Source organism: Streptomyces sp. NPDC059371 (genome assembly GCF_042751995.1).
GTDB lineage: Bacteria > Actinomycetota > Actinomycetes > Streptomycetales > Streptomycetaceae > Streptomyces.
In genome coordinates, this window is sequence record NZ_JBHYXD010000001.1 from 149,554 (window position 1) to 172,357 (window position 22,804).

The window sequence follows — 22,804 nt, forward strand, 5'->3', positions numbered from 1 at the left end:
CGTGCCGGTGAATCAGCCCGTCGCGGTGGGGTGCGGGGTGGGCGTCGGTGGCGACGGGCATCGATGTACCGGCACGTCCCCTTGCGCCGGATTCCGGCTGCGGGTGGAGGTTTCAGCTCCTCCGGACCGCCTCTCGGCGCGAGGCAAGATTCAGCCCTTCCGGCGTTCGGGGAGCGAGTTCTGGGCGGAACCCCCGGGGGGCTTACTCCGGCTCCCTCGGGCGCGGGTGCAGAGGTGTCGGGCGCCGGACACCAGGGACCGGGCGGGGTGTCGGCGCAGGGCGTCAGGGCACCAGGTGGCACGCCTCATCCACCCGGCCGGATCGGGGTGTCCGAATGAAGGTGCCGCCACCCGTGACTCCGTCCGGCCTGTGTAGTTGAACCGGGCATGAAGAAGCGCAGCATGCTCGCCATCGCCTCCCTCGCCACCGGGTTCGTCGTCGCGGCGCTCACCCCGTCCCACGCCCTGAGCGGGGACAACCTGAGCGACCTGAACGCCAACGACACGCTCAGCTCGCTGGACCACACCGTCGGCGCCGACAGCCTGGCGGTCGACGAGGGCGCCCTGGGCGGCCAGAACGGCTGAAGGCCCCCGCGCCGCGCCGGTGTCCCCGCCACGGGGGCACCGGCGTCGCCTTGTCGACGCCCTCATCAGCGGCTGGTTTCCGTGGCAGGGTGGAGCGGGCAAGCCTCAGGGGGCCACAGAAGAGGGGGAATCGTGATCGTCTGGATCAACGGTGCGTTCGGTGCGGGAAAGACCAGCACCGCACGGGAACTGATCGAGCTGATCCCGAACAGCACGCTCTTCGACCCCGAGCTCGTCGGGGCCACACTCACGCAGTTGCTCCCGGCCAAGCACCTCGCCGAGGTCGGCGACTTCCAGGACCTGCCGATCTGGCGCCGGCTCGTGGTCGACACCGCGGCCGCCCTGCTCGCCGAGCTCGGCGGCGTCCTCGTCGTCCCCATGACCCTGCTGCGGCAGGAGTACCGCGACGAGATCTTCGGCGGGCTCGCCGCGCGCCGGATTCCCGTGCACCATGTGCTCCTCGCTCCGGCGGAAACGATCCTGCGCGAGCGAATAGCCGGGCGGGAGGTACCACCGGACCTCCCCGACGGCGAGATGCGCGTCCGTCAGTGGTCCTACGACCACATCGAGCCCTACCGCGCCGCGCTCCCCTGGCTCACGGCCGACGCCCACCCCGTCGACACCAGCGCGCTCACCCCGTACGACTCCGCCCTGCGCGTCGCCGAAGCCGTACGCACCGGCGAGGCACCCGTGTGCGACATCGTGCAGACTCCCGAACCCACCGCGGAGACGGTCGCCGCCGGAGTGCTCCTCTTCGACGAGAACGACCGGGTCCTGCTCGTCGACCCGACGTACAAGGCGGGATGGGAGTTCCCCGGCGGGGTCGTCGAGGCCGGTGAGGCCCCCGCCCGCGCCGGTATGCGTGAGGTCACCGAGGAGACCGGGATCACCCTCGACGAGGTGCCCTCGCTGCTCGTCGTCGACTGGGAGTCCCCCGCACCGCCCGGCTACGGCGGTCTGCGGCTCCTCTTCGACGGCGGCCGCCTCGACGAACAGGCCGTAGGAGGGCTTCTGCTGCCGGGACCGGAACTGCGCGGCTGGCGCTTCGTCACCGAGCAGGAGGCGGCCGACCTGCTGCCGTCCGTGCGCTACGAGCGACTCCGCTGGGCCCTGCGAGCCCGCGAGCGCGGCGCGGCGCTGTACCTGGAGGCCGGAGTGCCACTGGGCTGATATCGCCCACTCCGGCGCCCACTCCGGCGCCCACTCCGGCGCCCACTCCGGCGGTCGTTCCGTCGGTCGCTCCGTAAGGATCCCCGTGGTTCGGCGCTCTTGCCGCCGCCGGAGGGGCCGCCGCCGGGCGCAGGGGCCTGACGACGCCAGGGTTTCCCAAGGGGCGAACGGCCGGGCATGGCAAGGGCCCGCGCCTGTCGGCGAGGGCCCTTGCCGCGTCCGGGGACGACCAGTTCGCCGCGTCCGGGGACAATCAGTTCGCCGCGTAGTTCCGCAGGAACAGCGCCTCCGCGACCGACAGCCGCTCCAGCTCGTCCGGCGAGACGCTCTCGTTCACCGCGTGGATCTGCGCCTCCGGCTCGCTCAGGCCGATGAGCAGGATCTCGGTGTCGGGGTACAGCGAGGCCAGCGTGTTGCACAGCGGGATCGAGCCGCCCATGCCCGCCGACTGCATCTCCTGGCCCGGGTAGGCGACCGCCATGGCCTCGGCCATCGATGCGTACGCGGGGCTGGAGGTGTCGGCGCGGAACGCCTGGCCCTGACCGATGCGCTCGGTGCTCACCCGCGCCCCCCACGGCGTGTGCGCCTCGATGTGCGCCTCCAGCAGCTTCGTCGCCTCGACCGCGTCGACGCCCGGCGGCACCCGCAGGCTGATCAGCGCACGGGCACCCGCCTGCACCGACGGCGTCGCGCCGACGACCGGCGGGCAGTCGATCCCGAGCACCGTGACGGCCGGACGCGCCCAGACCCGGTCCGCGACCGTGCCGGAGCCGATGAGTTCCACCCCGTCGAGCACCTTCGCGTCCTCACGGAACGCCTGCTCCTCGTACTGCAGCCCGTCCCACGCGGACTCGCCCGCCAGGCCGTCCACGGTCGTCGAGCCGTCCTTCGCCCGCAGCGAGTCGAGGACGCGGATCAGCGCCGCCAGCGCGTCGGGCGCCGCACCGCCGAACTGACCGGAGTGCAGGTTCCCTTCGAGGGTGTCCACCTGCACCCGTACGAGGGTCATGCCGCGCAGGGTCGCGGTGACCGTCGGCAGGCCCGCACGGAAGTTGCCGGCGTCGCCGATGACGATGGTGTCGGCGGTCAGCAGCTCCGGGTGCGCCTCGGCGTACCGTTCGAGACCGCCGGTGCCCTGCTCCTCGGAACCCTCGACGATGACCTTGACGTGCACCGGCACGCCGCCGTTCGCCTTCAGGGCACGCAGCGCCAGCAGATGCATGACGACACCGCCCTTGCAGTCGGCGCTGCCCCGTCCGTACCAGCGGCCGTCGCGCTCCACCAGCTCGAACGGAGGCGTCGTCCAGGCCGCTTCGTCCAGCGGCGGCTGCACGTCGTAGTGCGCGTACAGCAGGACCGTCTTCGCGCCCTCGGGGCCCGGCAGGTAGCCGTACACCGACTGCGTGCCGTCCGGGGTGTCGAGCAGTGCCACGTCCTGGAAACCCTCGGAGCGCAGCGCGTCCGCGATCCAGTTGGCGGCGCCCTCGCTCTCGCTCCTCGGATACTGGTCGAAGTCCGCCACCGACTTGAAAGCCACCAGCTCGGTGAGTTCCGCCTTGGCCCGGGGCATGAGCGAGGCGACGGTCTCGGCGACCGGATTCGACGACATGGGCACGCTCCTTGTAGGTGCGACGTTGTACTTCTGTGTACAGATGATCGAATGATGCGGACTGGTGTACAGGACGCATCCGTGGCAGATCCTCCCACAGCGGCCCGCGGTGACGCCCGCCGTAGGATGCGGGGGACAGGTGCGGCAGACGGCTGGACTGGGAGCAGTAGACCAACGTGAGCAGCGAGAACTCTTCGGCGGACGACGAGCGGCGTGCGGCGGACGACGAACAGCAGGTATGGGACGTCGTGGTCGTCGGTGGAGGGCCGGCGGGTGCCTCGGCCGCCTACGCGGCAGCGGTCGCGGGACGTAGCGTCCTGCTGTTGGAGAAGGCCGAACTGCCCCGCTACAAGACATGCGGGGGCGGCATCATCGGCCCCTCGCGCGACGCGCTGCCACCGGGCTTCGAACTGCCGTTCAGGGACCGGGTGCACGCGGTCACCTTCTCGATGGACGGCAAGTTCGCCCGCACGCGGCGGTCCCGGCACATGCTGTTCGGGCTCATCAACCGTCCGGAGTTCGACCAGCAGCTCGTCGAGTTCGCGCAGAAGGCCGGCGCCGAACTGCGCACGGGTGCCACGGTCTCGCGCGTCGAGCAGCACGGTTCGGCGGTGCCGGACCGGCGCACCGTGGCCGTGGTTCTCCAGGGCGGAGAGACGGTTCTGGCGCGTGCGGTCGTCGGTGCCGACGGCAGTGCCAGCCGGATAGGAGCCCACGTCGGTGTGAAGCTCGACCAGGTCGATCTCGGCCTGGAGGCCGAGATCCCGGTGCCGGAGACGGTCGCCGAGGACTGGCGGGGTCGCGTCCTGATCGACTGGGGCCCCATGCCCGGCAGTTACGGATGGGTCTTCCCCAAGGGCGACACGCTCACCGTCGGCGTGATCTCCGCGCGCGGCGAAGGCGCCGCCACCAAGCGGTACTTGGAGGACTTCATCGCCCGGCTCGGCCTCGCCGGCTTCGAACCGTCGATCTCCTCGGGCCACTTGACGCGCTGCCGGGCCGAAGACTCGCCGCTGTCGCGCGGCCGGGTGCTCGTCTGCGGTGACGCGGCGGGAGTGCTCGAACCCTGGACCCGTGAGGGCATCTCGTTCGCCCTGCGCTCCGGGCGCCTCGCGGGCGAGTGGGCCGTACGGATCGCCGAGGCGCACGACGCGGTGGACGCCCGACGGCAGGCACTGAACTACGCCTTCGCGATCAAGGCCGGGCTCGGTGTCGAGATGAGCGTCGGCAAGCGCCTGCTCGGCGCCTTCGAGCGTCGCCCCGGCATGTTCCACGCGGGGCTCACCGGTCTGCGCCCGGTGTGGAAGGCCTTCACCGGAATCACCCGCGGCTCCACGACGCTCGGGGAGATCATCCGGACCCACCCGATGGTCGGGCGCGCACTGACTACCCTCGACCGCCGGCCCCAGGTGGCGGAAGGCGCGGAGGACTAGAAGCGGGGGACTGGAAGCAGGGACCAGAGGCACGAGGGATCAGAGGCACGAGGGACCAGAAGCAGGGGACTGGACGCGGGAGACCGGAACCAGAAATGCCGACGGTTCCCGTCGTCACCGGAAGACTGCCGGGGGCGGACGGGAATCGCCGGACAGGTTCAGTCGGACAGGTTCAGGGGGCAGGAGGCGACGTGCGGAATCGTCGGACACGCCCGGGGTTCAGGAGACGACGCAACCGGCGTCAGTTGTTGACGGTGATCCGGAAGACCGGGTGGTCGGGAGCGATGCGCCGCAGCTCCTCGTCGGACGAGTCGGGGCCCACGCCGCCGAAGAACACGCCGACCTCGGCCTTCCAGCGCTTGAGGTACGCGCGCAGGATCGACGCCTTGTCGTCGTCGGACACCTCCACCGCGGTGAAGGTCTCCACCTTCTTGCCGAGGCGCAGCTCGCCCCCGCCGGCCGCCCGCATGTTGTGCGTCCACTGGACATGACCGCGGGGCGCGACGAGGTACTGCTCACCGCCCAGGGTGAGCGGATTGACCGGGGTCGTCCGCCACTCACCGCTCTTGCGGCCCCGGACGGCCAGGACGCGCGAGCCGCGGAGGCTGAGGCCGCGCTTGGTGATCCAGGCCACGGCACGGTTGAGGACGTTGACGGTGAACCAGCCGGGCTTCTGGACGTGAGTGGACACGGTGACCTCTCGGGGAGGGGCGGGTTGATGAGAGCGCCGATCTGTTTTGTGAGCACCGCTCTCGCTTGAGAAGAGTCTGCATCGGATCGGTGATCCAATGCAAGAGCGGTGCTCTCGTTTTTGTGCGCCGATCTCTTTTGTGACAGGTGATCGCTAGACAGAGCATCGATCCATTTTCGGATCGCCGCTCTCGTTTGTGTGCACTGCTCTGAAAACGTGGGACACTGCACCGTATGAGTACCGCGCGAGGGGCACGTGCCCGAGCCAGGATCGAGGTCACGGCGGCCATCAAGGACGAGGCGCGCAGACAGCTCGCCGCCGAGGGCGCCTCGAAGCTCTCGTTGCGGGCCGTCGCCCGCGAACTGGGGATGGTCTCCTCCGCCCTCTACCGGTATTTCCCCAGCCGGGACGACCTGTTGACCGCGCTCATCATCGACGCCTACGACTCCCTCGGCGAGGCGGCCGAGTCGGCCCATGCCGAGGTGGCCGCCGCCGGCCCCCGCGAACGCTGGATCACCGTGTGCACGGCGGCGCGGCGCTGGGCGCAGGAGCATCCGCACGAGTACGCGCTCATCTACGGCTCGCCGGTCCCCGGGTACGTCGCGCCGCAGGAGACCGTTCCGTCCGCCTCCCGCGTCGGCCTGCTCCTGATCGGAGTCGTCAGGGACGCGTACCGGGGCAAGGGCGTGGCCCGTACGCCGCTGTCCGACGGACTGAAGACAGAGGCGCGGCGGATGGCCGCCGATCTCGCGCCCGATCTGCCGCCCGAGGTGGTGGTGGCGCTGGTCGCCTCGTGGGCGCAGCTCTACGGGCTGATCGGGTTCGAGCTGTTCGGCCAGTTCAACCGCGTCGTGGAGGACCGGGAGCCGTTCTTCCGGCATGCGGTGGGGCGGCTCGCGCATGACGTGGGGCTGGTGTATCCGGAGGCGGGCGAGACCGCCGCCGGGCCGCCACCGGCGTAGCCGGGCTTCCTTTGGCGCAGGCCGGGCCTCGACCGTCTCGTACTCCGTGGGGAGTACGGGTGATCACCTCGCCCGGCGGACGCCTGCGTCGCGGTCGGCCGTCTAGCGTGACGGCCATGGAAGAGCAGCACACACCCGCGGCGCCGACGTGGGGCGGTTCGTCACGCTGGTGGCACGGGCCGCCCGGGTGGGACCGACGGGACGACGAGGGGCGCCGCGCGCGATGGCCGTGGCGTTCCACGCTGCTGCTGACCGCTTTCGTGTTGATCGGTTCCCACTTCGCCGCCCATGCCCAGCACGGTGACCGGCTCGCTCTGGACCCCTTCTCCCGGGCGCTTCTTCTGGTGGGTTCGGGCTTGTTGCTCTGGCGCCAGCGCCATCCCGTTGTCGTCGTGTTCGGCACGGCCGCGGTGGCCCTGGTCTACGTGGCCGCCGGATATCCCTACGGGCCGGTCTTCCTCCCCGTGGCGGTGGCCTGCTTCAGCGCCGTGGTCGCAGGGCACCGCAGAGCGGCCTGGACGGCGGTCGGCCTGCTCTGGGCGGGGCATCTTCTGGTCGCCCACTGGCTGTATCGCCGGCTGCCCCCGACGGGCGACCACTCTCCGTCCTGGATGCAGGAGATCGGCATCGCCACCTGGGTCGTGGCGGTGGTGGCCCTGGCGGAGCTGGTGCGGGTGCGCCGCGAGCAGTGGAGCCGCGAACGGGCCGAGCGCTCGCAGTCGGCCCGGCGTCGCGCCGACGAGGAACGGCTGCGGATCGCCCGCGAACTGCACGACGTGCTGGCGCACAGCATCTCGGTGATCAACGTCCAGGCGGGCGTGGGCCTCGCGCTCCTCGACTCCGATCCCGAACAGGCGCGTACGGCGCTCACCACCATCAAGGCGGCCAGCAAGGAGGCGCTCGGCGAGGTCCGGCAGGTGCTCGACACCCTGCGAGCGCCTGGGGAGGCGCCGCGCGCGCCCGCTCCCGGGCTCGACCGGCTGCCCGAACTGGTCGAGCAGGCGGCGCGCGCCGGTCTCACCGTCGAGGTCGAGGGTGAGGTACCGGCGCCCGCGCCCGGCACCGACCTCGCCGCGTTCCGCATCGTCCAGGAAGCGCTCACCAATGTCGTACGGCATTCGGGGTCGCGCCGGGCCCGGGTGCGGTTCGATCACGAGCGGGGCGTGCTGCGGCTGCGGATCGACGACGACGGTCCGGCTACCGGTGCGGACGCGGGGGGAAGCGGCAACGGGCTCGCGGGCATGCGGGAGCGGGCGGCCGCGCTGGGTGGCACGATCGAGGCCGGTCCGCGCGACGACGGAGGGTTCCGGGTGCTGGCCGTACTGCCGTGGAAGGTCAAGGAGGAGAACCGGTGATCCGCGTACTGCTCGCCGACGACCAGTCATTGGTCAGGGCCGGCTTCAAGGCGCTGCTCGACGCCCAGCCGGACATCGAGGTGGCCGGGGAGGCCGCCGACGGCGAGCAGGCGGTGCGCGCGGTCCGTGAACTGGTTCCGGACGTCGTCCTGATGGACATCCGGATGCCGGTGCTGGACGGCCTCGCCGCCACGCGCCGTATCACCGGCGACGGGGCGCTCGGCGACGTGAAGGTGGTCATGCTCACCACGTTCGAGCTGGACGAGTACGTCTTCGAGGCCATCCGCTCCGGTGCTTCCGGCTTCCTGGTCAAGGACACCGAACCCGATGAACTGCTGCGCGCGGTACGGGCGGTGGTCGAGGGCGACGCCCTGCTCTCGCCCGGGGTGACGCGCCGGCTGATCTCCGAGTTCGCGGCGCGCTCGAAGGAGCCCGAGTCGGTCGCGACGCTGGCCGGACTCACCGAGCGGGAACGGGAGGTGATGGCGCTGGTCGGCATCGGCCTCTCGAACGAGGAGATCGCCCGCCGTCTGGTCGTCAGCCCGCTCACGGCCAAGACCCACGTCAGCCGGACGATGGTGAAACTCGGCGCCCGCGACCGCGCCCAACTGGTCGTACTCGCCTACGAGTCGGGGCTGGTACGACCGGGGTGGCTGGGCTGAGGAACGGCGGCTTCCCGGTGGAAGCGGAACAGCACGGTGGCCACCCGTAGCACGAAGAGGGCGGCGGCCAGGGTGCCGCCCACGGTGATGAGCGCGTGCACCGTGGCGGACGACAGGTCCAGGAAGAGAGCGGGACCGGTCACGACCCCGAAGGCGACCGCCGCGACGAACGCCGCGCTGGCCAGGGCGTATCCGATCTCGACGGTCACGGCGTCGCGCCGTGCCTGATGCCGCGCATGGGTGCGCGGCACCCGCGTCATGTCCGTATCGCTGCGGCAACTGCCCGCGATGTCCCCGTTGTTGTTCATGGGCCGAGTCAACAGCCGCGCGCCCGGCGGAGCAAGAGCCCCGGCGGGCGCGCGTGTCGGGCGTGTTCACCGGTCGTGGACGGTGACCCGTTCCGGCTCCGGCTCCGCCACCGTCCGGCCGGACTGGTCGGGCTGGTCGGGCTGGTCGGGCTGGTCGGACCGGGTGACGACGAGGGACTCGGGCTGTCGCCTTGCGCGCAGGCCGGGCAGGGTGATCAGCAGGCCTGCCAGGGCGATGCCGGTCACCACCATCAGGCCGGTGCGGTAGCTGTCGAGGACGTCCTGGGGCGAGGACCCCGCGGAGGAGCTCGCGGTGACGACGGCCGTGACGATCGCGAGGAAGATCGCGCCGCCTACCTGCACGGAGGTGTTGAGCAGGCCCGAGACCATGCCCTGCTCGTGGTCGTCGACGCCGTTGGTCGCCTGGATGTTGAGGGACGGGAAGACGAGGGCGCAGGCGGCGCCGATCAGCAGCATGGTGGGCAGGATGAGCGTCGCGTAGACGGGGTCGAGGTCGACGCGAAGGAAGAGCGCGTACCCGGCGACCATCAGGGCGAAGCCCGCCGCGATGAGCCGGGGTGTGCCGAACCGGTCGACGACGGCCCCCACCTTCGTGGAGGACAGGGCGACCAGCGCGCCGGCCGGCAGGAAGGCGAGCGCGGTGTGCAGGGCCGACCAGCCGAGCAGCGACTGCATGTACAGCGTGACGAGGAACTGGAAGCCGACGTACGAGCCGAAGAACGCCATCGCGCCGAGCTGGGCACGGACTTGGCTGCCGGAGCGCAGCACGCCGAGCCGGATCAGCGGGCTCGGGCTGCGCCGCTCGACGCCGACGAAGACGGTGAGCAGCACGGCGACGGCGAGGAAGGACAGCAAGGTCCGGGCCGATCCCCAGCCGGCTTCGGGCGCCTGGACGACGGAGAAGACGAGCAGCAGCATCGAGGCGGTGCCGATGACGGCGCCCGGGATGTCGTAACCCCCGTGGCCCTTCTCGCGTCCGCTGCGCGGGATGAGCTTCAGGCCCGCGAACAGGGCGGCGACGGCGATGGGGGCGGGAAGCAGCATGGTCAGCCGCCAGCTCGCCTCGGTGAGCAGCCCCGACAGGACCAGGCCCATGGAGAATCCGGTGGCCGCGCAGGTGGTGTAGATCGAGAGCGCGCGATTGCGCAGCGGACCCTCGGCGAACGTCGTGGTGATGATCGACAGGCCCGCGGGCGCGGTGAACGCGGCGCTCAGACCCTTGATGAAACGGCTGGCGATCAGCAGCGGGCCCGAGTCGACGAGACCGCCGAGCAGCGAGGCGAGCGCGAAGACGGCGAGGGCCACGAGGAAGACCTGGCGGCGGCCCAGCAGGTCGGCGGTGCGTCCGCCGAGGAGCAGCAGTCCGCCGTAACCCAGGATGTAGCCGCTGACGACCCATTGGAGCGTCGAGGTGGAGAGGTCGAGTTCGGAGCCGATGGACGGCAGCGCCACGCCGACCATCGACACGTCCAGCGCGTCCAGGAACATCGCGGCGCAGAGCACGAGCAGGGTGCCCCACAGCCGGGGAGTCCAGCGTCCCGGCACGGGGTGGGTGAGCGGAGAGGTCATACCGCCGACAGTACATGCACATGCATTCAATGCAAGCGCATTTAATTACGGCGCAACAAAGTTGATTTTTTGCTACGGTGCGTGCATGGCTGCCGAGAATGCCGAGCAAGGGCTCGTGGACCAGTGGCGCGGCATCCTGACGGTGCACGCCCGCACCCTTTGCGAACTCGACCGGGAGCTGCATCCGCACGGTCTGGGAGCCAGCGACTTCGAGGTCCTCGACCTGCTGACGACGGGCACCGCGGCGGACGGCGGCCCCAGCTTCCGCGTGCAGGAGATCTCCGAGCGCGTCCACCTCAGTCAGAGCGCCCTGTCCCGGCTGATCGGACGCCTGGAGAAGGACGGCCTCGTGACGCGGGGAATGTGCGCCGAGGACCGCCGGGGCGTGCGTGTGTGCGTCACTCCCAAGGGGCGCGAACTGCACGGTGAGGTACTGCCGTTGCAGCGTGCGGTCCTGGCCCGGATGCTGGCGGGCGACCCGGCGGTGTGCGGGGAGTGACCGGGCTGCCCGGTTCGCGGTCCGCCGCCCGGACCCGGAGGCCCGGGTCGGCGGAAGTGGCCCTCAGCTCCAGCTGACGGCGGACCTCTCCCGCCACAGCGTGGCGAGTGAGGCGTCGCCCGTCACGGTCGGGAACGGGGCGCGGTTCCACAGGGCCAGGTAGAGACCCGCGGCCGGTCCCGCCAACTCGCAGTCCACGTCCGCGTTCTGGTCGGTGCCGGGGTGCGGGTGACCGCCACGCTCGGCGAACGGCGGTTCGGGCGAAAGGCGTACGGTCCACACGGCGTCCGTGCGGTCCGTGGCACACACGCGCAGCACACGGGGTTCCTCGGTGCGGACCCTGCTCCTGTCCCGGCCGTGGAATCCGCGCAGCAACTCGTCGATCCCGTCGAGCGCGAAGTCCGGCTGGACGGCGGTGGGTTCTCCGCCGAGCGCCGACTCGGCGTCGACCCGGTGCACGGTGGTCTCGTGCGCCTGACGGCGTGCCCAGAAGGCCAGGGGTGAGGGTGCCGGCAGGAAGCTCCAGCACCGCACGTCCGGCGAGGCGTCGGCCAGGGTGTCAACGAGCCGGCGGTGCCCGTCGCGGAACCAGGTCAGCAACTCGTCGTGGTCCAGCTCCGGCAGACCGCCGTCGGGGTGGTACGAGGTGTGCCCCTCGGCGACGAACCCGGTGGCCCAGCGGTGGACCATGCCCGTGTGCCGCACCAGATCCCTGACCTGCCAGCCGGGGCAGGTCGCGACCTCGGCGTCGACGCCCGCCTTCTCCGCGGCGGTGGCCAGCGACCGGCCCTCCCGGTCCAGGGTTTCCACGAACTCCCGAATCTCCATGCCGAGAAGTGTGCCGGACGTGGGCGCCTCGCGCGGAGGGCGGGGCCGAAGTGCGGGGGAGGGGAGGCGACTTCAGCGTGCCGGAACGGGATCTCGACCCTGACGGTGCCTGCCCGCCTCCGTGGGCCCATGGCGGTGCGGTGCCTGCCCGCCTCCGTGTGGCCTATGGCGATGCGGTGCCTGCCCGCCTCCGTGGGCCCATGGCGGTGCGGTGCCTGCCCGCCTCCGTGTGGCCTATGGCGATGCGGTGCCTGCCTGCCTCCGTGGGCCCATGGCGGTGCGGTGCCTGCCCGCCTCCGTGTGGCCTATGGCGATGCGGTGCCTGCCCGCCCCGCCGGCCCACGAGGGCGCGGCGCGTCCCCGCCCCCGTCGGCCCGGCGCCCTCCAGCCGTCCCCGTCAGCCCACGGCGGCGCGGCGTGTCGCGAATCCGATCAGGGCGGCCACGGCCGCCAGTGCCGCCACGCTGGTGAGCGCCGTCGGCAGGGAGTACCCGTCGGCCATGAACCCGATCACGGGCGGCCCGATCAGCAGACCCCCGTACCCGAGTGTGGAGGCGACCGCGACGCCGTTGGCTCCGGCGAGCGCGCCGGCCCGGTCGACCGCCACGGGGAAGACGTTGGCGAGGCCGAGCCCGGTGACGGCGAAGCCGAGGAACGCGGCCCAGACGGAAGGCGCGAGGGAGCCGAGCAGCATGCCGAGCGAGGCCGTCGTGCCGCCCATGACCAACGTGCGGGTCCGGCCCAGCCGTTCGAGGAGTGCCGTCCCGCTCAGCCGGCCGACCGTCATGGCGAGGGCGAAGCAGGAGTAACCGACGGCGGCGGTCCCCGGGCGGGTGTCGAGGTCCTGCTGGAGATGGAGGGCACCCCAGTCCGCGAGGGCGCCCTCACCGTACGAGGTGCACAGGGCGATCAGCCCGAAGACCACCACCAGGCCGCGGGTGCGGGAGTCGAGACGGCGTCGCCGCTCGGGCGCGTCACCCCGTGGCCGGTCCGGTGACACCGGGACGTCCTCGCGGAGCAGCGCGCGTCCCGCGACGCCGGTCACGAGCAGGCCGATGACGGCGATGCCGAGCAGATGGCGGGTCGGTGACAGATACCCGGCGACCAGCCCGCCGAGAGCAGCTCCGAGCATGCCGCCCAGACTGTAGGCCGCGTGGAAACTGGGCATCACGGGGCGTCGTAGCGCGGCCACGAGATCGACGGCCGCGCTGTTCATGGCGACGTTGATGCCGCCGTAGCCCACGCCGAAGATCAGCAGGAACAGTCCGAGAAGCGGTACCGAGTGGGCGAGCGGGGGCAGGACGATGCTCAAGGACAGCAGCACCGCGCAGGCGACGGTCACCGGGTGACTGCCGAACCGCCGGCACAGGCGTCCCGTCAGCATCATGGTGATCACGGCTCCGGCGGAGACGCCGAGAAGGGCGAGGCCGAGAGCGCCGGCTGAGGCGCCGGTCTGGTGCTTGATGGCGGGGATACGGACGACCCACCCGGCGAAGACGAAGCCGTCCAGGGCGAAGAAGGCGGTGAGGGTGACACGGAGTCGGGTGAGGGAACGATCCGGCACGGCACTGTGCGGAACGGTTTTGTTTATTAGCGGCACAAACTCACGTTAGACGGCTGCCACGCTCGGGGCAAGGGGAGCGGCGGGCCGGGATGGGAGGGGCCGCGATTGTACGAATGCGCTGGTGGAGGCCGGGTGGAACCCGGCTGGGGTGCTCGTCGAGCACAGCTCGGGCGGGCGCTCGTCGAGTCCCGGTCGAGGCCGGGGAACATCGCTGCCGGACGACAGCATGTTCCGCGCGGTCAAGGAAGTGGTGCCGGCGCAGGGCCTGCGCCCGGCCGACTGCGGTCCGGGTCGCCATCTCCGCGTAGCTCGGCATGGACCAGGCCCGGCCGGACCGGTCCACGAAGCTGGTGATTCCGCGGTCGGTGAGCCGCTGGACGGCGGTCTGGATGGCCTGCCTGCGCGTTTCCACGCCGGTCCACTCGTTGTTTATGCAGGCCGAGTCAGGCCAGGGCCTCGAAGCCGCTGCGGAGGAGCCTGGGTTACAAGTCCACCCCAATCACGATCGCAGCGATGCACGCCTTGGTAGAGGAGATCGCCGCCTTGCGGGCTGATCTCTTCCAGGTGGGCTGGAACGCGAGGGCGGCCAAGCTTCCGGGTATGGAAGCGTCTCGATTTCCCAGGCCCGGGGAAGGGAGTCCGGCCGCGCAGGGAGCGTGATCGCGCCCACCAATGGTGTCAGTCAGGGCCCTCAGTCAGGGAGATCTCAACCTGTTTGATTTCCCGCTGTATGACAGCTCCTCCCGGACGTTCTGGTCACCAGGTACGCCAGCCCTCCGCGCGTCCTCGACGAACTGCGCGAGCTCGTCGAAGGTCATGTCTTTGTCTTCGCCGGTGGCCCGGATCGAGGTTGGCATGGGCTCAGGATGACGCAGCGGGCCCCGCTGCGGGAGATGTTCGCAGCAGGGCCCAAGCGTTCGCATCGGCGAGTGCGGCAGTTCGCCCTACCTCACTGCTCCTGGACGTCGGTGATCTTCACAGACAGCTTCGTGCCGGCAGAAGTGGTGCTGATCGAGGAGGGGGTGTAATTCAGGCTTGTCTGTTCCGTCAGTTCAGCCGTCTCGATGACCGGTCCGGACTCGTCGCCGCGGATTTCGTAGGTGATCTCGTACGTGGCCTCCGGGTCGACATCTCCGCTGTCGACCATGAGGGTCAGGTTTGGCTCGACCGTGACGTTGCAGCCTGCCGACCCGAAGCACTGGCGCGACTTGGTCTTCAGCTCGATCGTGAAGCTGTCGGCGTCGAGGGCGGCATACGTCGGCTCCGCGTCCTCCGTGGCGTCGACCGCGGGTGCGGCCTTTGGAGCGCTCGACTTGGTAGTGGCGGCTGCTGCCTTGTTGGCGTTGGACACAGAGTGCACGACCACAAATCCGGTCGCGATGATGGTGGCGATCACGGCGGCGGCTGAGCCGATGACGACGGCGTTGGCTGGGGACTTCTTCGGTGCCGGTGGGGGCGGCGGATCGCTGGGCATGGGCGGCAGCGTCGGGTCGGTCATGGTCCCCCCTGGGACGATCTTTGTTGAATGTAACGTGGTTGATTTGTAAAGGTCTTGTGTGGCTGTAGTCAACTGGTGGGGGGTTCGCTCAACCCTCAGAGCCTCATGGAAGAGTTGAGGTGGTTCCGCTGGTGAGGGGTCAGTGGCCGCAGCTTTTGACCACCACCCGCAGGTGGGGCAGTACTCATACAGGGCGGGGGGCGTCGGATCATCCGTCGTTCATCTCCCCGTGGCAGCAGCCGGGTTGATCAGGCGCCGGAGCGCGTCGCCGACGTCCGGCCGCCTCCGCTTCCTCGGCGCCGTGCCGTCTCTCGCGCCAGGCCATGAACGTCTGCCGGCCGACCATTGCCTACGACCACGTAGGCCACTTCCGGGAACGCGGCGACGATGCACCAGTCGGCCACCAGGGCCACGACGAAGAGAGCAGCGACGCGGCCCCGGCCGGTCGGCTCGTCGGACTCCCCTGCTGTGGCGTCCGTTGCCTCGGCTGGCTCTTTGACGGGGTGTCAAGAGCAGCGCGGAGTTCGGTCGCAGCGCCGCCGTAGGTGCGTAGGACGGCCCACCGGGAGGCGAGCCTGCGGGCCTGCTCGGTGCTGTGGAACCACCTCTCGACCATCTTCAAGTCGGCGGTTGGGAAGTGCCTCAGCAAGAATCCCTGCCGGGCGGCGAGTCGGGGAGCGCGTCCGCAGGCTTCGGGGGAGACGAAGGCGCGGGCATGGATCAGTCGGGAGGCCCATGCCGTCCGGGAGGCGATGCCTCGGCGATACCGGATGGTGGGAGATCTGGGCATGCACACAGGCTTGCGCCAGGGGGAGGCGATCGCCTTCAGCCTGGACGATGTGACGAAGATCAGATGGTCGTCAACATCCGTCGCCAGCTTCAGTGGAGTAAGGACGGGCGGACTGCTTACTTCAAGCTGCCCAAGAACCGCAAGGAGCGCCAAGTGCCCTTGTCGCCGTTCTTCCTCAAGGTCATCAACGAATACACCGAGGAGTTCCCTCCGGTCACGGTGACTCTTCCGTGGCTGGGGGCCGGGGAACGCCGGCCGTGAGACAGCCGCGGTCCGGCTGTTGGTCACAACGCAGCGGCGAAACCGCCCCGGTCGCTTCAACGAAAGGACGATGAAGCCAGCGCTGGCGGCGGCCGGTCTGATCCCGGCCCGCAAGGAGAGGGAGTCCTGGGGGTGGGAGCCATCGCGAGAGATGACGCACCACTGCTGGAGGCACACCTACGTCGGCGTGCAGCTCGGCGTCGGCGAGGATGTCGTGTCGGTGTCGCACAGGCTCGGCCATGCGTCGGTGACGATCACGCTGGAGACGTACGCACACTTCATGCCTGACAACGGGATGCGTGGCAGGACCGCGGTGGAGGCGTGGCTGGGCGCCGCGGATGTGAGCAAAACCCCCTGAGAACCCCCTCGCTGCTACAGAGAACACAGAGGGCCGCCACCCGAAGTTCGGGTAGCGGCCCTTTCCGTGGGTCGCGGTCCTGGCGACTGCGCTGGTCAGGCGCCTGCCGCGGCCGTCCGGGTGTCCGCTCTCCGACCAGAGAGGAGCCCGGGGTGGATCCGTGCTCAGACCGCCGGAGCCGGGAAGGTCGGGTACTCCACGCCCGAGACGTGCTGGACGACGCGGATGACCTGGCAGGAGTAGCCGAACTCGTTGTCGTACCAGAGGTAGAGGATCGCGTTGTCGTCCTCGACCTTGGTGGCGCCGGCGTCGACGATCGAGGCGTGGCGCGAGCCGATGAAGTCGCTGGACACCGCGTCGGGGGCGCTGATGAAGTCGATCTGGCGCTTGAGCGGTGAGGTCAGCGAGACGTTGCGGAGGTAGTCGAGGACCTCCTCGCGGGTGGTCGCGCGGCCCAGGCGCAGGCTGAGGATCGCGATCGAGACGTCCGGCACCGGAACACGGATCGAGCTGCCGGTGATGGGCGCCTTGAGGTCGGGCAGCGCCTTGGCGACCGCGGAGGCGGCACCCGTCTCGGTGATGACCATGTTGAGCGGCGCGGAGCGGCCGCGGCGGTCGGAGCTGTGGTAATTGTCCAGCAGGTTCTGGTCGTTGGTGAACGAGTGGACGGTCTCCACGTGGCCGCGCAGAACGCCGTACTCCTCGGCCATCGCCTTGAGCGGCGGCACGATCGCGTTGGTGGTGCAGGAGGCGCAGGACAGGATCTGCTCGTCCGGCTTGATCGTGTCGTGGTTGACGCCGTGCACGATGTTCGGGACGTCGCCCTTGCCCGGAGCCGTCAGGACGACCTTGTCGATACCGGGGCGCAGGTGGTTCGAGAGACCCGCGCGGTCACGCCACTTGCCGGTGTTGTCGACGAGGATGGCGTCCTTGATGCCGTACGTCGTGTAGTCGATCTCGGACGGGTCGTTGGCGTAGATGACCTTGATCTCGTTGCCGTTGGCGATGATCGTGCTGTTCGCCTCGTCGACGGTGATCGTGCCCTGGAACTGGCCGTGGATGGAGTCGCGGCGCAGCAGCGAGGCGCGCTTGACGATGTCCTGGTCGCCGCCCTGGCGCACGACGATGGCGCGCAGGCGAAGGCCGTTGCCGGAGCCGGTCTTCTCGATGAGCAGCCGGGCGAGCAGACGGCCGATGCGGCCGAAGCCGTAGAGGACGACGTCACGGCCCTCGCGGCGCTCGATCTTGTTCTCGCCGGTGGCCCCGGAGACCGCCTCGGCGGTGAACTCCTCGACGGACAGCCCGCGGTCGTCGGCGGCGTACGTCGCGGCGAGCATGCCGATGTCGATCTGGGACGGGCCGAGATCGAGCGTGGTGAGCGTCTGGAGGAACGGAAGCGTGTCGGTGACCGAGAGCTCCTCGCCGGCGATCTGCCGGGCGAAGCGGTGGGTCTTGAGGATGCTCACCACCGACTTGTTCACCAGGGAGCGGCTGTGCAGGAGAACGGTGACGTCCTGCTCCCGGTGCAGCCTCCCGATGATGGGGATCATCGACTCCGCGATCTCTTCGCGGGTCTTCCAGTTGGTGAACGCGTCGTCGTTGACAGTCACAGGAATCATCTTTCGAGCTAGGTGGCGCTCATATGGTAACCGGCCCCTGTTTCTGACGTTCATGCGGTGTCCACTCATGGGAAGGTCGACGTCCGCCGGGGCGTCCGGGGCGTGGGAATTGGGGGCGGTCGGGTGGCGCTCGGGTCCCGCCCCGCCCCGCCCAGCCGGGCCACGCCCCGCAAACCGGGCCACGCCCCGCGAACCAGGTCCCGCCCCGCCCAGCCGGGCCACGTCCCGCGAACCAGGTCCCACCCTGCGAGCCGGGCCACGTCCCGCGAACCAGGTCCCACCCCGCGAGCCGGGCCACGCCCCGCAAACCGGGTCCCACCCTGCGAGCCGGGTCCTTCAGGCGGCGGCGGTCGTCCGATTGAAGCGCCGGACGGTTATACGGCCATGACCTCGATGCCGGCTTCCTCGAACCGCCCGATCGTCTCGGGTTCCGCAGCCGCGTCCGTGACGAGGGTGTTCACCGACTCGGCCGCGCAGATGCGGGCGAACGCGCGCTGCCCCAGCTTGCTGGAGTCGGCGGCGACGATCACGCGCTCGGCCCGCTCGCACAGAAGGCGGTTGATCGCCGCCTCCGCCTCGTCGTGGGCGGCGGCGCCGTGCGTGGCGTCGAACGCGACCACGCCGAGCACCGCGACGTCCAGGGTGATCTGCTTCAGGACGGCATCCGCGAGCGGTCCGATCAGCTCGTACGACTGCGGCCGGGCGACCCCGCCGGTCGTCACGATCTTGAACTGGGGGCGTACGGCGAGCTCGTTCGCGATGTTGAGCGCGTTCGTGACCACGGTCAGCGCGGGGGAGCCCGACGCCAGGTCCGGGCGTACGGCGAGAGCGCGGGCCACCTCGGTCGTCGTGGTGCCGCCGGTGAGGCCCACCGCCTCGCCGGGGGTGATCAGGCCGGCGACCGCCTTGGCGATGCGCTGCTTCTCCGAGGCGTGACGGGCGGTCTTGTAGCGCAGGGGCAGTTCGTACGAGACGCCGTGCACGACCGCGCCGCCCCGGGTGCGTACGAGCATCTGCTGCTCGGCGAGCTGGTCGAAGTCGCGCCGGATCGTCGCCGCCGAGACCTCCAGCCGTGCCGCGGCCTCCTCGACGTCCAGACGGCCCCGCTCCACGAGCAGTTCCAGCAGCGCCTTCCATCGGGCGTCCCGCGACATCAGGGCTCTCCATTCCTCGCTCCTCCGCGACCTTAACGCACCCCATCCGCGCTCAGATGCTTGATTGTGCTCGAAACCTCGCTATATCTTGCAGAAACGAGCATCAGTGGGAGGGGTAAGCCATGACGTATGTCGAAGACGAACTGAACAGCCAGCCCGAGTGCTGGATCCGCGCGGCCGACGAGGCGCCGGCGCACACGGCCGCGCTGCCGGCGCCGGGGGAGCGTGTCGCGATCGTGGGATGCGGCACCTCGTTCTTCATGGCGCAGGCCGCGGCCGTGCTCCGTGAACAGTCCGGGCAGGGGGAGACGGACGCCTTCGCCGCCTCGGAGTTCCCCGCGGGCCGTTCGTACGATCGCGTGGTCGCCCTGACGCGCTCCGGGACGACCACCGAAGTGCTCGAACTGCTCGGCCGGCTGCGCGGACAGACCCGTACGACCGCCGTCACCGCCGATCCGGACACGCCCGTGATGAAGTCCGCGGACGACGTCGTCGTGCTCGGCTTCGCCGACGAACGGTCCGTCGTGCAGACCCGGTTCGCGACGACCGCGCTCACCCTGCTCCGCGCCCACCTCGGCCTGCACGGCGAGGCCGTCGTCGCGGACGCGCGCACCGCACTCGACAGCCCGCTGCCCGAAGGGCTCGTCGACTGCTCGCAGTTCACCTTCCTCGGCCGCGGATGGACCGTCGGGCTCGCCAACGAGGCCGGACTCAAGATGCGGGAGGCGTCCCTCGCCTGGACCGAGGCCTACCCCGCGATGGAGTACCGTCACGGCCCCATCAGCATCACGACCCGGGGCACCGCCACCTGGATGCTCGGCGAAGCGCCCGAGGGGCTCGCCGAACAGGTCCGCGGGACCGGTGGGCTGTGGGTCGACGGGGGCCTCGACCCGCTCGCCGAACTGGTCCGCGCCCAGCGCCTCGCCGTCGCCGTCGCCGCGGCGCGCGGCCTCGATCCCGACCGGCCCCGCCACCTCACCCGCTCGGTGATTCTCGACGGCTGAACCGGCTGCGTTCTCTGCACTCTCTCAAGCCGCTCAAGCCGCTCAAGCCGCTCAAGCCGCTCAAGCCGCTCAAGCCGCTGAGCCGCCGGACTCGCGGAGCCGCCGTAGCCGCCGAGCCCTTGAGGCCGCCGGGCCGCCGAAGCCGCCGCCCCGGCTCGATCCCCCATGGAACAGGAGGAGTTGTGCCCCTCGCAGCAACCGGAGAACTGGTCGCCCGGACCGCCGAGGACCGGACCGCCGTCGCCGCCTTCAACGTCATCACCCTGGAACACATCGAGGCCGTCATAGCGGGGGCGGAGTCGGCAGGCGCGCCCGTCGTCCTCCAAGTCAGCGAGAACGCGGTCAAGTTCCGCCACGGGAGGCTGCTGCCGCTGGCCCGTGCCGCGACCGCCGCCGCCGAACGGGCCTCCGTGCCCGTCGCCCTGCACCTCGATCACGTTCAGAGCGACGATCTGCTGCGCCAGGCGCCCGGTGCCGGGTTCAGCTCCGTCATGTACGACGCCTCGCGCCTGCCGTACGAGGAGAACCTCGCGGCGACCCGTGCCGCCGCCGACTGGGTGCACGCCCAAGGCCTGTGGATCGAGGCGGAATTGGGGGAGATCGGCGGCAAGCACGGCGAACCCCCGCGGGACGCGCACGCGCCGGGTGCCCGTACCGACCCCCTGGAGGCCCGCGCCTTCGTGGCCGACTCCGGCGTGGACGCCCTGGCGGTGGCGATCGGCAGCTCGCACGCCATGACCAGCCGGACCGCGGCCCTCGACCACGGCCTCCTCAAGCGCCTCGCCGCCGCGCTCGATGTCCCCCTCGTCCTGCACGGTTCCTCCGGGGTGCCCGACGGAGAGCTCCGGGCGGCCGTCGAAGGCGGTATCGCCAAGGTCAACATCGGCACCGCGCTGAACATCGCGATGACGGGCGCCATACGGGAGTTCCTCACCGCCAGCCCCGACGCCGTGGACTCACGGAAGTACCTGGGTGTGGGGCGCGAGGCGATGGCGCGGACGGTGGCGGGGCTCATCGCCGTACTGCGGGGGTGAGTGTCCTTGTGCCGCGGAGGAGGTGAGCCGCCGCGGGGGTGAGCGCCGCTGTGCCACGGGTGGGAGCGCCCTCCAGATACCGCTACGGCCGGATATGCGCCCCAAAAGCGACTGCCCGCCGCGCACCGAGGCGGGCGGAAGCCGTTTTCCACGCATGTGCTTTTGCACCGACGGCAGTTCGAGCGGGTGACAAGGTGGCTAGGGTGAACGACTATGAGGAGGCCGAAAGGGCACGGCAGGCTCGCGGGTGAACCTTCGCCCCGGAGGCCGCTCGGGCACGCGTCCGGATGCCCCCATGAACGCGGGGAGCAGGGGTTTGCGGTGTTTTCGGGGCAGGGCCGGCACCGGGCCGGGCGCAGGACGGAGAAGGCCTTGAGCGGTCAACTTCTGGCCGGTATCGGTAGGTTGGCGCGTGAGAACCGGGTGTACGCCCCGGTGAACAGGGCGATCTCGGAAACCGGCCCGCACCGCGGCGCGCATCGGGGCGTGCGCCCTCGCCGCGGCGCCCATCGGGGACTCCGCCCGCGCGTGCTTCTGGGCCCGCTGTGAACGGACTGATCTACTACGTGGCCGCCGCCGTTCTCTGGATGGGACTCGCCGCCCAGCTCCCCGATCTGCGACGGCACCGCAAGGACCCGCTCAAGCGGTCGTTCTGCGCCGTCATCCTGCTGTCGGGACTCTGCTTCGTGCTCGGCGCGCCACCCACCGTCATTCTCGTCAACAGCCTTACGGGCGTTCCGAACATCGCGGCGCCGCTGACCTACGGCGCGGTGACCGCCTTCGGCGCGGCCTCGCTCATCCTCATCGTGCACTGGCGGGGCAACGACCCCGTCCAGGTGCGGCGCACGTCGCGGGCATGGCTGTTCAGCTACCTGGGGGTGATCGCCGCCGAGGGCGTGCTGTTCTCGCTGGGCGACGCTCCGGTCGAGCGCCGGGCCGACTTCGACACCTACTACGCCTCGACGCCGTTCATCCGGGAGATGATCGTGCTGTATCTGGTGGCGCACATGGTGGCCGCGGTGACGACGACCCTGTTGTGCTGGAGCTGGATACGGAAGGTGAAACGCTGGACCCGGGGCTCGTTGGTCCTGCTCGTACTGGGCTGGCTGTTCACCAGCGCCTACGGCGTCGTCAAGTCCGTCGCGCTGACCGCTCATTGGCTCGGACACCGCTGGGACAGCCTCAGCACCAGCGTCGCACCGCTGGTGGCAGTCGGCTCCTGTCTGGCCTCGGCCGGCTACATCCTTCCCCTTATCGGCCCGCGCATCGATTCGGCCGTCACGTTCATACGGCTGCGTCCGCTGTTCCGGCTGCTGGCGGGGCCCACCGGCCGCCGGCGCTGCGTCACCGCGCTCTCGTGGCGGATGATCGGCGACGTCGAACTGCGGCTCACGACAAGGGAAACCGCCATTCGCGACGGCCTCAAACGGCTCGCCGGACAGCTCGACGACCAGGTGCGCAGCCATGCCTACCGGGACGCGCTGGCCGCCGGATCCTCGGCCGCGGAGGCCGAGATGATCGGGATGGCCGCGATGGTCGCCGTGGCCGCTCTCGCCGAGGCGCCGACTCCCATGGCGGAGACCGGCACCATCGGCATCTCGGTGGGTGACGTCGACGTGGTGGTCTCGGTCAGCGCGCGCGTGCGACGGCCGGCCGGCGGTTCACGGTCGTTGGACACGGGGCAGCCGTCCCTGCTGAGCCTGTCCAAGGCGGTGCGCACACCGATCGTCGACGCCGCGATCCAGTCCCGCAGAACCGCGGTGCGACAGCCGTCCTGAACGCGCCCCGCGCGGTGACCCGCCCGTAGGCCGCCCCCGTGCGCTCGTGCGA

General features: G+C 70.5%; 23 protein-coding genes. 12 read left to right on the forward strand and 11 right to left on the reverse strand.

Translation table 11 applies throughout. The features are described 5' to 3' along the window. The first annotated feature begins 387 nt into the window (after positions 1–387). Entirely contained in the window at positions 388–585 is a 198-nt protein-coding gene (locus ACFXGX_RS00700; protein ID WP_384783168.1) for a hypothetical protein, read from the forward strand. Between the two features lie 129 nt (positions 586–714). Next, positions 715–1,755, forward strand: a complete 1,041-nt coding sequence (locus ACFXGX_RS00705) for an NUDIX domain-containing protein (RefSeq protein WP_384783352.1) — start codon at positions 715–717, stop codon at positions 1,753–1,755. A 253-nt stretch (positions 1,756–2,008) separates the two neighbouring features. Here the strand turns inward: ACFXGX_RS00705 and ACFXGX_RS00710 are convergent, their stop codons facing one another. Beyond that, positions 2,009–3,364 carry a dipeptidase gene (locus ACFXGX_RS00710; protein WP_384783171.1) on the reverse strand — a complete coding sequence of 452 codons (1,356 nt, stop codon included), beginning with the start codon at positions 3,362–3,364 and terminating at the stop codon, positions 2,009–2,011. A gap of 176 nt (positions 3,365–3,540) precedes the next feature. On the opposite strand from ACFXGX_RS00710, the gene ACFXGX_RS00715 reads away from it, so the two are divergent. Beyond that, positions 3,541–4,797, forward strand: a complete 1,257-nt coding sequence (locus ACFXGX_RS00715) for a geranylgeranyl reductase family protein (RefSeq protein ID WP_384783174.1) — start codon at positions 3,541–3,543, stop codon at positions 4,795–4,797. Between the two features lie 241 nt (positions 4,798–5,038). Here the strand turns inward: ACFXGX_RS00715 and ACFXGX_RS00720 are convergent, their stop codons facing one another. Beyond that, positions 5,039–5,488, reverse strand: coding sequence for a nitroreductase family deazaflavin-dependent oxidoreductase (locus ACFXGX_RS00720; RefSeq protein WP_384783177.1), 450 nt, complete (start codon positions 5,486–5,488; stop codon positions 5,039–5,041). A 233-nt stretch (positions 5,489–5,721) separates the two neighbouring features. On the opposite strand from ACFXGX_RS00720, the gene ACFXGX_RS00725 reads away from it, so the two are divergent. The 3 genes from ACFXGX_RS00725 (at position 5,722) to ACFXGX_RS00735 (ending at position 8,467) form a co-directional block, all read left to right on the forward strand. After that, on the forward strand, positions 5,722–6,450 hold the full coding sequence (locus ACFXGX_RS00725; RefSeq protein ID WP_384783180.1) for a TetR/AcrR family transcriptional regulator: 729 nt from the start codon (positions 5,722–5,724) through the stop codon (positions 6,448–6,450). Positions 6,451–6,566: 116 nt separating this feature from the next. Continuing rightward, complete coding sequence (locus ACFXGX_RS00730; RefSeq protein ID WP_384783183.1) at positions 6,567–7,805, forward strand: sensor histidine kinase; 1,239 nt, start codon at positions 6,567–6,569, stop codon at positions 7,803–7,805. Next, positions 7,802–8,467, forward strand: coding sequence for a response regulator (locus ACFXGX_RS00735; protein WP_384783186.1), 666 nt, complete (start codon positions 7,802–7,804; stop codon positions 8,465–8,467). The genes ACFXGX_RS00730 and ACFXGX_RS00735 overlap by 4 nt, the downstream gene beginning before the upstream one ends. On the opposite strand, the gene ACFXGX_RS00740 is transcribed toward ACFXGX_RS00735, so the two are convergent. Together ACFXGX_RS00740 and ACFXGX_RS00745 are read right to left on the reverse strand one after the other, a co-directional pair. Then, positions 8,428–8,775 carry a DUF6332 family protein gene (locus ACFXGX_RS00740; RefSeq protein WP_384783189.1) on the reverse strand — a complete coding sequence of 116 codons (348 nt, stop codon included), beginning with the start codon at positions 8,773–8,775 and terminating at the stop codon, positions 8,428–8,430. The genes ACFXGX_RS00735 and ACFXGX_RS00740 overlap by 40 nt on opposite strands. A 66-nt stretch (positions 8,776–8,841) precedes the next feature. After that, on the reverse strand, positions 8,842–10,365 hold the full coding sequence (locus tag ACFXGX_RS00745) for an MFS transporter (protein WP_384783192.1): 1,524 nt from the start codon (positions 10,363–10,365) through the stop codon (positions 8,842–8,844). An 85-nt stretch (positions 10,366–10,450) separates the two neighbouring features. Here ACFXGX_RS00745 and ACFXGX_RS00750 point away from each other — a divergent pair, with 85 nt between their 5' ends. Further along, a complete protein-coding gene (locus tag ACFXGX_RS00750; protein ID WP_384783196.1) occupies positions 10,451–10,864 on the forward strand; it encodes a MarR family winged helix-turn-helix transcriptional regulator in 414 nt (137 codons plus the stop codon). A gap of 63 nt (positions 10,865–10,927) precedes the next feature. Here ACFXGX_RS00750 and ACFXGX_RS00755 read toward each other — a convergent pair whose 3' ends face one another. From ACFXGX_RS00755 to ACFXGX_RS00775, 5 genes are all read right to left on the reverse strand, one after another. Continuing rightward, positions 10,928–11,692 carry a maleylpyruvate isomerase family mycothiol-dependent enzyme gene (locus ACFXGX_RS00755; protein WP_384783199.1) on the reverse strand — a complete coding sequence of 255 codons (765 nt, stop codon included), beginning with the start codon at positions 11,690–11,692 and terminating at the stop codon, positions 10,928–10,930. 397 nt (positions 11,693–12,089) lie between these two features. Beyond that, entirely contained in the window at positions 12,090–13,256 is a 1,167-nt protein-coding gene (locus tag ACFXGX_RS00760) for an MFS transporter (RefSeq protein ID WP_384783202.1), read from the reverse strand. Between the two features lie 40 nt (positions 13,257–13,296). Further along, positions 13,297–13,668, reverse strand: coding sequence for a phage minor capsid protein (locus tag ACFXGX_RS00765; RefSeq protein ID WP_384783205.1), 372 nt, complete (start codon positions 13,666–13,668; stop codon positions 13,297–13,299). 283 nt (positions 13,669–13,951) lie between these two features. After that, positions 13,952–14,113, reverse strand: a complete 162-nt coding sequence (locus ACFXGX_RS00770) for a hypothetical protein (RefSeq protein WP_384783208.1) — start codon at positions 14,111–14,113, stop codon at positions 13,952–13,954. Positions 14,114–14,205: 92 nt separating this feature from the next. Continuing rightward, positions 14,206–14,754 carry a hypothetical protein gene (locus ACFXGX_RS00775; RefSeq protein WP_384783211.1) on the reverse strand — a complete coding sequence of 183 codons (549 nt, stop codon included), beginning with the start codon at positions 14,752–14,754 and terminating at the stop codon, positions 14,206–14,208. A gap of 853 nt (positions 14,755–15,607) precedes the next feature. On the opposite strand from ACFXGX_RS00775, the gene ACFXGX_RS00780 reads away from it, so the two are divergent. Next, complete coding sequence (locus ACFXGX_RS00780; RefSeq protein ID WP_384783213.1) at positions 15,608–15,805, forward strand: hypothetical protein; 198 nt, start codon at positions 15,608–15,610, stop codon at positions 15,803–15,805. A 70-nt stretch (positions 15,806–15,875) separates the two neighbouring features. Further along, entirely contained in the window at positions 15,876–16,163 is a 288-nt protein-coding gene (locus tag ACFXGX_RS00785; RefSeq protein ID WP_384783215.1) for a hypothetical protein, read from the forward strand. Between the two features lie 164 nt (positions 16,164–16,327). Here ACFXGX_RS00785 and ACFXGX_RS00790 read toward each other — a convergent pair whose 3' ends face one another. Together ACFXGX_RS00790 and ACFXGX_RS00795 are read right to left on the reverse strand one after the other, a co-directional pair. Then, a complete protein-coding gene (locus ACFXGX_RS00790; RefSeq protein ID WP_384783216.1) occupies positions 16,328–17,773 on the reverse strand; it encodes a glyceraldehyde-3-phosphate dehydrogenase in 1,446 nt (481 codons plus the stop codon). A gap of 383 nt (positions 17,774–18,156) precedes the next feature. Beyond that, positions 18,157–18,936 (reverse strand): DeoR/GlpR family DNA-binding transcription regulator, encoded by a 780-nt coding sequence (locus ACFXGX_RS00795; RefSeq protein ID WP_384783218.1) that lies wholly within the window; start codon positions 18,934–18,936, stop codon positions 18,157–18,159. 122 nt (positions 18,937–19,058) lie between these two features. Here ACFXGX_RS00795 and ACFXGX_RS00800 point away from each other — a divergent pair, with 122 nt between their 5' ends. From ACFXGX_RS00800 to ACFXGX_RS00810, 3 genes are all read left to right on the forward strand, one after another. Further along, positions 19,059–19,940 carry an SIS domain-containing protein gene (locus tag ACFXGX_RS00800; protein WP_384783220.1) on the forward strand — a complete coding sequence of 294 codons (882 nt, stop codon included), beginning with the start codon at positions 19,059–19,061 and terminating at the stop codon, positions 19,938–19,940. Positions 19,941–20,122: 182 nt separating this feature from the next. Then, positions 20,123–20,974, forward strand: coding sequence for a ketose-bisphosphate aldolase (locus ACFXGX_RS00805; RefSeq protein ID WP_384783222.1), 852 nt, complete (start codon positions 20,123–20,125; stop codon positions 20,972–20,974). 545 nt (positions 20,975–21,519) lie between these two features. Further along, positions 21,520–22,752, forward strand: coding sequence for an MAB_1171c family putative transporter (locus tag ACFXGX_RS00810; RefSeq protein ID WP_384783224.1), 1,233 nt, complete (start codon positions 21,520–21,522; stop codon positions 22,750–22,752). Positions 22,753–22,804: the final 52 nt, after the last annotated feature.

Bases quoted from the DNA above. Each gene is read 5' to 3' on its own strand.
- ACFXGX_RS00700 (WP_384783168.1), top strand. From the start codon at position 388: ATGAAGAAGCGCAGCATGCTCGCCATCGCCTCCCTCGCCACCGGGTTC.
- ACFXGX_RS00710 (WP_384783171.1), bottom strand. From the start codon at position 3,364: ATGTCGTCGAATCCGGTCGCCGAGACCGTCGCCTCGCTCATGCCCCGG.
- ACFXGX_RS00725 (WP_384783180.1), top strand. From the start codon at position 5,722: ATGAGTACCGCGCGAGGGGCACGTGCCCGAGCCAGGATCGAGGTCACG.
- ACFXGX_RS00730 (WP_384783183.1), top strand. From the start codon at position 6,567: ATGGAAGAGCAGCACACACCCGCGGCGCCGACGTGGGGCGGTTCGTCA.
- ACFXGX_RS00740 (WP_384783189.1), bottom strand. From the start codon at position 8,775: ATGAACAACAACGGGGACATCGCGGGCAGTTGCCGCAGCGATACGGAC.
- ACFXGX_RS00745 (WP_384783192.1), bottom strand. From the start codon at position 10,365: ATGACCTCTCCGCTCACCCACCCCGTGCCGGGACGCTGGACTCCCCGG.
- ACFXGX_RS00750 (WP_384783196.1), top strand. From the start codon at position 10,451: ATGGCTGCCGAGAATGCCGAGCAAGGGCTCGTGGACCAGTGGCGCGGC.
- ACFXGX_RS00755 (WP_384783199.1), bottom strand. From the start codon at position 11,692: ATGGAGATTCGGGAGTTCGTGGAAACCCTGGACCGGGAGGGCCGGTCG.
- ACFXGX_RS00770 (WP_384783208.1), bottom strand. From the start codon at position 14,113: ATGCCAACCTCGATCCGGGCCACCGGCGAAGACAAAGACATGACCTTC.
- ACFXGX_RS00775 (WP_384783211.1), bottom strand. From the start codon at position 14,754: ATGACCGACCCGACGCTGCCGCCCATGCCCAGCGATCCGCCGCCCCCA.
- ACFXGX_RS00780 (WP_384783213.1), top strand. From the start codon at position 15,608: ATGGTCGTCAACATCCGTCGCCAGCTTCAGTGGAGTAAGGACGGGCGG.
- ACFXGX_RS00785 (WP_384783215.1), top strand. From the start codon at position 15,876: ATGAAGCCAGCGCTGGCGGCGGCCGGTCTGATCCCGGCCCGCAAGGAG.
- ACFXGX_RS00795 (WP_384783218.1), bottom strand. From the start codon at position 18,936: ATGTCGCGGGACGCCCGATGGAAGGCGCTGCTGGAACTGCTCGTGGAG.
- ACFXGX_RS00800 (WP_384783220.1), top strand. From the start codon at position 19,059: ATGACGTATGTCGAAGACGAACTGAACAGCCAGCCCGAGTGCTGGATC.